This window comes from Alteraurantiacibacter palmitatis (assembly GCF_037154115.1).
Lineage (GTDB): Bacteria > Pseudomonadota > Alphaproteobacteria > Sphingomonadales > Sphingomonadaceae > Alteraurantiacibacter > Alteraurantiacibacter palmitatis.
In genome coordinates this window covers 1-9127 of sequence record NZ_JBANRO010000021.1, presented here as the reverse complement: position 1 = coordinate 9127, position 9127 = coordinate 1, and the positions used below count along the sequence as shown (strand labels likewise).

The 9127-nt window shown below is 58.4% G+C and carries 8 protein-coding genes; 7 read left to right on the top strand and 1 reads right to left on the bottom strand.

What is annotated here, in order from left to right; genetic code table 11:
- Positions 1-89: 89 nt before the first annotated feature.
- Positions 90-428, bottom strand: a complete 339-nt coding sequence (locus WFP44_RS15820) for a DUF5335 domain-containing protein (RefSeq protein ID WP_336927668.1) — start codon at positions 426-428, stop codon at positions 90-92.
- A 335-nt stretch (positions 429-763) separates the two neighbouring features.
- Here WFP44_RS15820 and tnpA point away from each other — a divergent pair, with 335 nt between their 5' ends.
- From tnpA to WFP44_RS15785, 7 genes are all read left to right on the top strand, one after another.
- On the top strand, positions 764-1183 hold the full coding sequence (tnpA, locus tag WFP44_RS15815) for an IS200/IS605 family transposase (RefSeq protein ID WP_336927666.1): 420 nt from the start codon (positions 764-766) through the stop codon (positions 1181-1183).
- Positions 1184-1322: 139 nt separating this feature from the next.
- Positions 1323-3911: an ATP-dependent chaperone ClpB gene (gene clpB / locus WFP44_RS15810; protein WP_336927665.1), complete on the top strand. Its 2589-nt coding sequence runs from the start codon at positions 1323-1325 to the stop codon at positions 3909-3911.
- Between the two features lie 38 nt (positions 3912-3949).
- Complete coding sequence (gene trxC, locus WFP44_RS15805; protein ID WP_336927664.1) at positions 3950-4390, top strand: thioredoxin TrxC; 441 nt, start codon at positions 3950-3952, stop codon at positions 4388-4390.
- Positions 4391-4432: 42 nt separating this feature from the next.
- On the top strand, positions 4433-5365 hold the full coding sequence (locus tag WFP44_RS15800) for a J domain-containing protein (RefSeq protein ID WP_336927663.1): 933 nt from the start codon (positions 4433-4435) through the stop codon (positions 5363-5365).
- A 105-nt stretch (positions 5366-5470) separates the two neighbouring features.
- Positions 5471-6232, top strand: coding sequence for a sensor histidine kinase (locus WFP44_RS15795; protein WP_336927662.1), 762 nt, complete (start codon positions 5471-5473; stop codon positions 6230-6232).
- Between the two features lie 60 nt (positions 6233-6292).
- Positions 6293-8224 carry a molecular chaperone DnaK gene (gene dnaK / locus WFP44_RS15790; protein ID WP_336927660.1) on the top strand — a complete coding sequence of 644 codons (1932 nt, stop codon included), beginning with the start codon at positions 6293-6295 and terminating at the stop codon, positions 8222-8224.
- A gap of 17 nt (positions 8225-8241) precedes the next feature.
- Positions 8242-8778, top strand: coding sequence for a nucleotide exchange factor GrpE (locus WFP44_RS15785; protein ID WP_336927659.1), 537 nt, complete (start codon positions 8242-8244; stop codon positions 8776-8778).
- Positions 8779-9127: the final 349 nt, after the last annotated feature.

Here is a 9127-nt window from a genome sequence, read left to right as displayed (position 1 = left end):
CCCCTGAATCAATGACTTGAGCTAGCGTCAAGCTAACCCGCTGATACCACTCAACTTAGTTTCGGATCAGGCTCTTATAGAAGTGAAGCTTACTCGGCAAGCGGGGGTGGCAACTTAAGCGGCTCCCGGAATGATGCGAGATGCCGCACACCTTCCTTGTCCGCAATAAGGACTGCCTCGATATTATCGTCGTAGCCTTTGGTCTGGATATCGACCGGGTGTGGGATCAGGTGAGCAAGCCCCTCAAGGGCGATGACCACGACATCGTCTTTGTGATCATAGGTGATACCGAGGATTGGAAGAAATTCGGCCTCGATCTGATCGCCCAAATCCAGCGATTGGACCTCGATTTCGGCGCGCAGGCCAAGCAACCGCTTGCTAATGCGATCGCACAATTCTGCCCACTCGTTTTTGGCAATTTGCTCCATCACCACCTCCATCAAAGTTTCGAACGGGTGAAATCGCTGACTGCGCCTCCGTTCGTAAACTCGCGAGAGCCGCATTTCAATGCCGTTTCCGCTATCCTCGCCGACTCGACAGTCATCTGGCGATACGAGCGTACCATAGGAAGCAGATCGGCCCGCCCACTGATTTATGTCAGGACGAGAATGGCTTTTCTATTTAGAGTCCTCTGACTGGGAGGAACCCCTCCGACTTCAGTCGGATACTGGCTTCAGCCTTCGACTCGCTCGATAGCAGGTATCCTCGGGAAAGTGAGACCGCCTGGAGGGCGTGAAGTCTCACTTTCCCGAGGATACCTGCTATGGGCTACCGGAGCGGCTGTCACACGACATTTCGCCATCGCTACCATCTGGTCTGGGCGCCGAAGTATCGGTTCAAAGTGCTCCATGGCGAAGTGCGGCTCCGGGTGCGCGAGATCATCCGGCAGGTCTGCGACGACATGGGCGTGACGATCATCAATGGCGCCCTGTCGCGCGACCACGTCCATATCTTCGTCGAAATCCCGCCGCACGTTTCGGTCAGCGACTTCGTCCGCCGCGCAAAAGGGCGCTCTTCCCGCAAAATCCAGCAGGAGTTCGAACACATCCGCAAGCGCTATTGGGGACAACGCTTCTGGCAGAGGGGCTACTTCTCGACCACGTCCGGCAACATCACCGACGACATCATCATGCGATATCTCGATCGACATACCCACAAGGATGGCTTCAGCCCCGCCGCTTGATCCTACCGGCGTCAGCCGGTCAGTCACTCAGAGGCTGGCGTCGTTGCGGTTGATATGTGAGCAGACAGGAATTCGATTTCCTGCTAGTCCTACTCAAAGTCCCATTTGAAATTGTAATTACGCTTGGAGACCCTTTGCGATGAACCTCGAGAAATTCACCGACCGGGCCAAGGGCTTTCTACAGAGCGCCCAGACAGTTGCCGTCCGCATGAGCCATCAGCGCATCACGCCAGTCCATATTCTCAAGGCATTGCTCGAAGATGAGGAGGGCATGGCCGCGCAGCTCATCCAGCGAGCAGGCGGTAGCCCCCCTGCTGCCATTGGCGAGGTTGAAAAGGCATTGCATAAATTCCCAGTGGTTTCCGGCTCAGGAGCGCAGACGCCGCCCTCCCTCGACAATGATTCGGCTCGCCTGCTCGATCAGGCCGAACAGCTGGCAAAGAAGGCCGGCGACAGCTTCGTTCCTGTACAGCGCATATTGCAGGCCATGGCCCTTTCCGACAGCACCGACGCAGGCAAGGCTTTGCAGGCTGCCGGCGTGAATGCGAAGTCGCTCGAGGCGGTGATTCAGGAAGTGACCGGCGGTCGCACCGCAGATAGCGCAAGCGCAGAAGAGAGCTACGATGCGCTCAAGAAATACGCCCGCGACCTGACCCAAGCGGCGCGCGACGGCAAGCTCGACCCGGTGATCGGCCGCGACGAGGAGATTCGTCGCACAATCCAGATTCTGGCCCGCAGGACCAAGAACAATCCCGTTCTTATCGGTGATCCCGGCGTGGGCAAGACCGCAATCGCCGAGGGGCTGGCGCTGCGCATCGCCAATGGCGATGTGCCCGACAGCCTCAAGGGCCGCACGCTAATGGCGCTTGACCTGGGCGCGCTGATTGCGGGTGCGAAATATCGCGGCGAATTCGAGGAACGCTTGAAGGCCGTGATCGACGAGGTGAAAAATTCCGATGGGCAGATCATCCTGTTCATCGACGAGATGCACACGCTGATTGGTGCGGGCGCCAGCGAAGGCAGCATGGACGCCTCGAACCTCCTGAAGCCGGCGCTGTCGCGCGGCGAGTTGCACGTGATCGGCGCTACTACGCTCGACGAATACCAGAAATATGTCGAGAAGGATGCGGCGCTCCAACGGCGCTTCCAGCCGGTCTATATCGACGAGCCGAGCGTCGAGGACACGATATCCATCCTGCGTGGTCTGAAGGAAAAATACGAACTGCACCACGGGGTAAACATTACCGACAGCGCGATCGTGGCCGCTGCGCAGCTATCCGATCGCTATATCCAGAACCGCTTCCTTCCCGACAAGGCGATCGACCTGATGGACGAGGCGGCGAGTCGCATCCGCATGGAATTAGAAAGCAAACCCGAAGAGATCGAAAACCTCGACCGCCGCATTATCCAGCTCAAGATCGAGGAAAGCGCGCTCGCTAAGGAAAGCGACGAGGCGAGCAAGGACCGGCTCGCCACCTTGCGCAAAGAATTGGCCGAGCTCGAGCAGAAATCGAGCGAGCTGACCACGCGCTGGCAGAACGAACGCGACAAGATTCAGGCTGAGGCAAAGATCAAGGAACAGCTCGACCTGGCCCGGCTCGAGCTGGAGCAGGCGCAGCGCGCGGGCGACCTGCAAAAGGCGGGCGAGCTGTCCTATGGCACGATACCGAGCCTCGAAAAGCAGCTTGAGGAGGCACGTGGTGCAAATAAGACTGCGTTATTGCGCGAGGAAGTGACCGAGGAGGACATCGCCTCTGTCGTCAGCCGCTGGACGGGCGTGCCGGTGGACAAGATGATGGAGGGCGAGCGCGAGAAGCTGCTCAAGATGGAAGAGTTTCTCGGTCGTCGCGTGATCGGGCAGCAGCAGGCGGTACAGGCTGTCTCGAAGGCCGTGCGCCGAGCACGCGCTGGCTTGCAGGATCCGAACCGGCCATTGGGCAGCTTCCTGTTCCTTGGCCCCACGGGCGTTGGCAAAACCGAGCTGACCAAGGCGTTGGCCGAGTTCATGTTCGACGACGAGCGCGCCATGGTGCGCATCGACATGAGCGAATTCATGGAAAAGCACGCGGTCGCCAGACTGATCGGCGCGCCTCCGGGTTATGTAGGTTACGAGGAAGGCGGCGTGCTTACCGAGGCGGTGCGGCGGCGACCTTACCAGGTGGTACTGTTCGACGAAGTCGAGAAGGCGCATCAGGACGTGTTCAACGTTCTGTTGCAGGTACTCGACGACGGTCGTCTGACTGACGGGCAGGGCCGGGTGGTAGACTTCTCGAACACGCTGATCATCTTGACCAGCAACCTCGGCAGCCAGTTCCTCTCCAACCTCACCGACGATCAGAAGGTGGAAGATGTCGAGCCGCAGGTGATGGACGTGGTGCGCAGCCACTTCCGCCCCGAGTTCCTCAACAGGCTTGATGAGATCATCCTGTTCCATCGCCTGAGCCAGGAACACATGGCACCGATCGTCGATATCCAGGTCAAGCGCGTCCAGAAGCTGCTGAAAGACCGGAAGATCACGCTCGACCTCACCGAAGGCGCGCGCAACTGGCTCGGTCGGGTGGGTTACGACCCCGTATATGGCGCCAGACCGCTCAAGCGCGCGGTACAGCGATATCTGCAGGATCCGCTGGCGGAAAAGCTGCTGGCCGGCGAAATCCCTGACGGTTCGACCGTCAATGTCGACGAGGGCGAAGAAGGTCTCGTTTTCGTCATTCGATCCCAGATATGAGCAGCGCGAGCGCATGACAAGCAAGGGAAGGGCGGCGAATGGAAGCGGACAAGATCAAGGTAGTTTGCCCACATTGTGAAGCGGTCAACGCTATCCCGCCTGATCGGCCAGCTCACGCCGCAAAATGCGGCAAATGCCACAAGGCGCTGTTCAATGGTTCGCCCGTCGACCTGCTGGGCCAGAGGTTTGATCGCCATATCACACGATCCGACATACCTGTTGTTGTGGATTTCTGGGCGACGTGGTGCGGTCCCTGCCGCGCCATGGCTCCATCTTTTGCCCAGGTCACGATTGCAATCGAACCGCGCGCCAGGTTTGCAAAGGTCGATATCGACAAGGCTCCCGAACTTGCCGCCCGGTACGGCGTGCAGGGCGTCCCCGCCTTGTTAATATTCAAGAATGGACGGCTGGTCGATCAACGATCCGGTGCCTTACCCACCTCAGCACTTCGCCAATGGGTGGAGGCACATATTGGCTGACCCGCATTGCCCCCCGCATCCCAATTTCAGGTGATTTAGCTAATGGCAGATCCTTATACGATACTCGGCGTATCGCGCACTGCAGACCAGTCTGCGATCAAGAAAGCCTATCGCAAACTCGCCAAAGAGCTTCATCCTGATCGCAACAAGGACAAGCCCGACGCGGCGGCCCGGTTCGCGGAAGTCACGCAAGCATATGATCTTTTGAGCGATGCCGAGCAACGCGCACGATACGACCGCGGCGAGATCGACGAGCAAGGCAACCCGCGCGCACCTTACGGTTTCGAAGATTTCCAGGGCCATGGGCCGTTCTCGGGCGGAGGACCGTTTCGATCGGCGCAGGATGGAGCGACATCCTTTCATTTCTCTGGCGATTCGGAGGAATTGGGGGACATCTTCGCCGATCTCTTCGGGCGGGGTCGCGGAGCTGGCGGGCGCGAATATCGCCCGCGAGGAAGCGATGTGCTTTATGCGGTAAATGTCCCTTTCGAAAATATCGCCACTGCAAAACCATTCGCAATCAACCTCGATGGCGGCGAGCAAATCGAGGTCAAGATCCCTCCGGGAACCCAGAGTGGAGATCGCCTGCGCGTTGCGGGCAAAGGGCGGCCCGGACCGGGAGGGCGCGGCGACGCGATTCTTGAACTGACCGTCACGCTCCACCCTTTCTTCCGACAGGATGAGGACGACATTCGCCTCGACCTGCCAATCCGGTGGGACGAGGCCGTACTCGGCGCAAAAGTGCGCGTACCCACGATCGATGGGCCGATCATGCTAACAGTGCCGAAGGGATCCACCTCGGGCAGAGTTCTGCGCATCAAGGGTAAAGGAATGGCGCGTCGCCAAGGTGGGCGCGGCAACCAACTGGTGCGGTTGATGGTTGACCTTCCGCAGAACGATAAAAGCCTGGAAGCGTGGGCCAAGGAATGGCGAGAAAAGAATGAATACAATCCCCGCTCAAAGCTGGGTGTCTAATGCGATCACATTGGGACAGGCAAGGCTGATCCGAAACGCCTGATCTGGATCAGTGGATTTGCCTGAGAAGCGACTAGAGGTACATTTTGGCACAGGAGGCCGGGCATGAAGCGTCAATTCCAGAGTAGCTTTCGGGACATGATGCCAGCAGGAACGTCGTCAGGGACCCATCTGCCATCGACGGAAGACCTGACAAGCATGCTTGCCGTGCTGGCTGCGGGCCTTGATACGTTGGAATTCGCCGATGAGCAGGAGGCGATCAAGCTTCGTCGCAAGATGCGTTTGGCGCTACTCAATTCGGCCAGATTAGTAAGCAAATGGTCTGTTCCAGCTGCTCATTCGCCGCTTCAGGAATTGGTCGATGTGCCAGAGTTGATCAAGCATTTGATGGACCAGATCCAGTCAGGAATTCCAGTGGAGGCGGAGTTTGAAAAGATTCTTGAAACAGGTTTGTGGCCGGTTCGGGTTGCCCCTGCCTCTTTCGCCAGCGCCTTATCGGCCCTGCTTGAAAATGCATTTCTGGCTGCCGGAGGAAATGGTGGGAAAGTATCTTTGCGCTTGAGGAACCGCCCGGCGATTGACGCTCTCCCCGAGCGGATCGAAATTGAAGTTGCCGACAATGGCCCTGGGCTCAGACGCGATGCGATCGCGCTAGCTTTCGAGCCGTTCTATTCGAATTGGGGCGCTGATCAACGCCTTGGGCTCGGACTTACTCATGCACAGCGCTTCGCACAGAAGTCGGGAGGCAGCATAAGCTTGGTGCCTCGATCACCCAGTGGGGTCCGCGCAGTCTTGTGGCTGCCGCGCGCATACGACCATTCCGCCAGCCGATCCAGCCAGATCGCTGACGTGATCCTTCTGCGTTAGGGGAGCGGCGAACCCTCGCCTGCAAATATCTTAGTCTACTGTTTTCTGGAGCTGCAAACCATGGCTAAAGTTATCGGTATCGATCTCGGAACAACCAACAGCTGCGTTGCCGTTATGGAAGGCGGCAAGCCCAAGGTGATCGAGAATTCGGAGGGTGCGCGCACCACGCCATCGATCGTCGCCTTCACCAAGGATGGCGAACGCCTGATCGGCCAGCCCGCCAAGCGCCAGGCCGTTACCAACCCGGATAACACCTTGTTCGCGATCAAGCGCCTGATCGGTCGGCGGTTTGACGATCCGACGACCAAGAAAGACATGGAACTTGTTCCATACAAGATTGTCGAGGGGCCCAACGGCGATGCTTGGGTTGAAGCGGGCGGCGAGAAGTACAGTCCTTCCCAGGTTTCCGCCTTCATCCTGCAAAAGATGAAGGAAACCGCCGAAGAGTACCTAGGCGAGAAGGTCGAGAAAGCGGTAATAACAGTCCCGGCCTACTTCAATGATGCCCAGCGCCAGGCGACCAAGGATGCCGGTAGAATCGCTGGTCTCGAGGTCGAGCGCATCATCAACGAACCGACTGCGGCGGCGCTCGCTTATGGTCTCGACAAGGATGAAGGCAAGACTATTGCCGTTTACGACCTCGGCGGCGGTACGTTTGACGTATCGATCCTCGAAATCGGTGATGGCGTATTCGAGGTGAAATCGACCAATGGCGACACCTTCCTCGGCGGCGAAGACTTCGACAGCGCGGTGGTGGAATATCTCGCCGATTCCTTCAAGAAGAAGGAAAATATGGATCTCAGAACCGACAAACTCGCGCTGCAACGCCTCAAGGAAGCGGCGGAAAAGGCCAAGATAGAGCTGTCAAGCGCAGCACAGACCGAGATCAACCTTCCCTTTATCACTGCGCGCATGGAAGGCGGCACCACGACGCCGCTGCATTTGGTCCAGACAGTCACCCGCTCCGACCTCGAAAAACTGGTTGACGGTCTGATCAAGCGCACGCTCGAACCCTGCAAAAAAGCTATGGCTGATGCTGGGATCGACAAAGGGGCGATAGACGAAGTGATCCTGGTAGGCGGCATGACCAGAATGCCCAAGGTACGCGAAGTGGTCGAGGATTTCTTTGGCAAGAAGCCGCACACTGGCGTTAACCCCGACGAGGTTGTCGCCATGGGTGCCGCCATCCAGGCGGGTGTCCTGCAGGGCGACGTCGAGGATGTTCTCCTGCTCGACGTGACCCCGCTATCGCTCGGTATCGAAACGCTGGGCGGCGTATTCACCCGCATGATCGATCGCAATACCACGATTCCGACCAAGAAGACGCAGACTTACTCCACCGCGGATGACAACCAGCAAGCGGTGACGATCCGCGTCTTCCAGGGCGAGCGTGAAATGGCGGCTGACAACAAGCTGCTCGGCCAGTTCGACCTTGTAGGCATCCCACCGGCACCGCGAGGTGTGCCGCAGATCGAAGTCACCTTCGACATCGACGCCAACGGCATCGTCAACGTGTCCGCCAAGGACAAGGGGACCGGCAAGGAACAGCAGATCCGCATCCAGGCCTCTGGCGGCCTTTCGGAATCCGACATCGAACAGATGGTCCAGGATGCCGAGAAGTTCGCCGAAGAGGACAAGAAGCGCCGCGAGCAGGCGGAAGCGCGCAACCAGGCCGACAGCCTCGTGCATGCAACCGAAAAGCAGCTTGAGGAGCATGGCGACAAGATCGACGCCGACACGAAGGCTGCGGTCGAAGCTGCGATCGCCGAAACCAAGACGGCGCTCGAAGGCGACGATCTCGATGCGATCAACGCGAAGGCTCAGGCCCTCACCGATGCTGCCATGAAGATGGGTCAGCAGATCTACGAGAAGGAGCAGGCTTCCGCCGCAGGCTCCGCCGATGCCGGTGGAGCTGCCGGTTCGGAAGGTTCGGATGATGAAGAAGTCGTCGACGCCGAATTCTCCGAGGTCGATGACGACAAGAAAGACTAAGTACGGGGGTACAGAGCGTGTCGAACAATGCGAAGAATGGCGAGAACGAGGACGGATCGCCCCCGGCAGTAGGTAAAAACGTGGAGTCGGAGGTCCTGCCGGAACCGGGAGAAGGGGACGCGTTACAGGATCGATTGCTTCGTGCACTGGCGGAAGCTGAGAATGCGCGAAAGCGCGCAGAAAAAGCGGGAACCGAAGGTCGACAGGCCGGGATGGCGCAACTGCTATCCGAACTCGCACCAGCGCTCGACAATCTCGACCTGGCCTTGGAGGCTTTGGCGGGTTCACACGAGATCGAGCCATCGTTGATCAAGGGGCTGGAGGCGACGCGGCGAGCAATCAATGATGCCTTGCTCAAGGCCGGGGTAAAAATACTGCGTCCTTCGATTGGCGAAGATCCTGATCCCAACGTGCATGAAATTATCGGCACCGTGCCGAGTACGGGATCCAATGCGGGCCAGATCGTGAGCGTCGCGCAGTCAGGTTACATGATTGGGCCCAGACTGGTTCGCCCCGCGAGAGTTATTGTTTCACGAGAACGTGAGGCTTCCTGACGTGACATGACCAGCCTCTTTCGGCGCGGAACCGGCGACCAAGCGAAGAGGCCTGGAGACGGACCGCGTTATAGCGGCGAGCTGATAGCGAAGACACGGTCTATACGGGAATTTCGTGCACCAAGATTGAAAGTGACATATCGCACACTAAATGCGAAATGTCATTTATATCTTGGGTAGCTGTTTATGCATCATGGAGGGGCTGAAAATGGCCCGACAGATTCGTTGCGCCTCGAGGGGCGCATTTTTCAGCTTCGGCAAGGTCAGGCGATCTGGTCTGAGCCCGAAGTTTCTACCAGCTACGAGTAGAGCCTTGAGCCGTTATGATGCCCATCGCTGGGCGTGATGG

Coding starts and splice junctions, on each gene's coding strand:
- WFP44_RS15820 (WP_336927668.1), bottom strand. CDS start 428: ATGGAGCAAATTGCCAAAAACGAGTGGGCAGAATTGTGCGATCGCATT.
- tnpA (WP_336927666.1), top strand. CDS start 764: ATGGGCTACCGGAGCGGCTGTCACACGACATTTCGCCATCGCTACCAT.
- clpB (WP_336927665.1), top strand. CDS start 1,323: ATGAACCTCGAGAAATTCACCGACCGGGCCAAGGGCTTTCTACAGAGC.
- trxC (WP_336927664.1), top strand. CDS start 3,950: ATGGAAGCGGACAAGATCAAGGTAGTTTGCCCACATTGTGAAGCGGTC.
- WFP44_RS15800 (WP_336927663.1), top strand. CDS start 4,433: ATGGCAGATCCTTATACGATACTCGGCGTATCGCGCACTGCAGACCAG.
- WFP44_RS15795 (WP_336927662.1), top strand. CDS start 5,471: ATGAAGCGTCAATTCCAGAGTAGCTTTCGGGACATGATGCCAGCAGGA.
- dnaK (WP_336927660.1), top strand. CDS start 6,293: ATGGCTAAAGTTATCGGTATCGATCTCGGAACAACCAACAGCTGCGTT.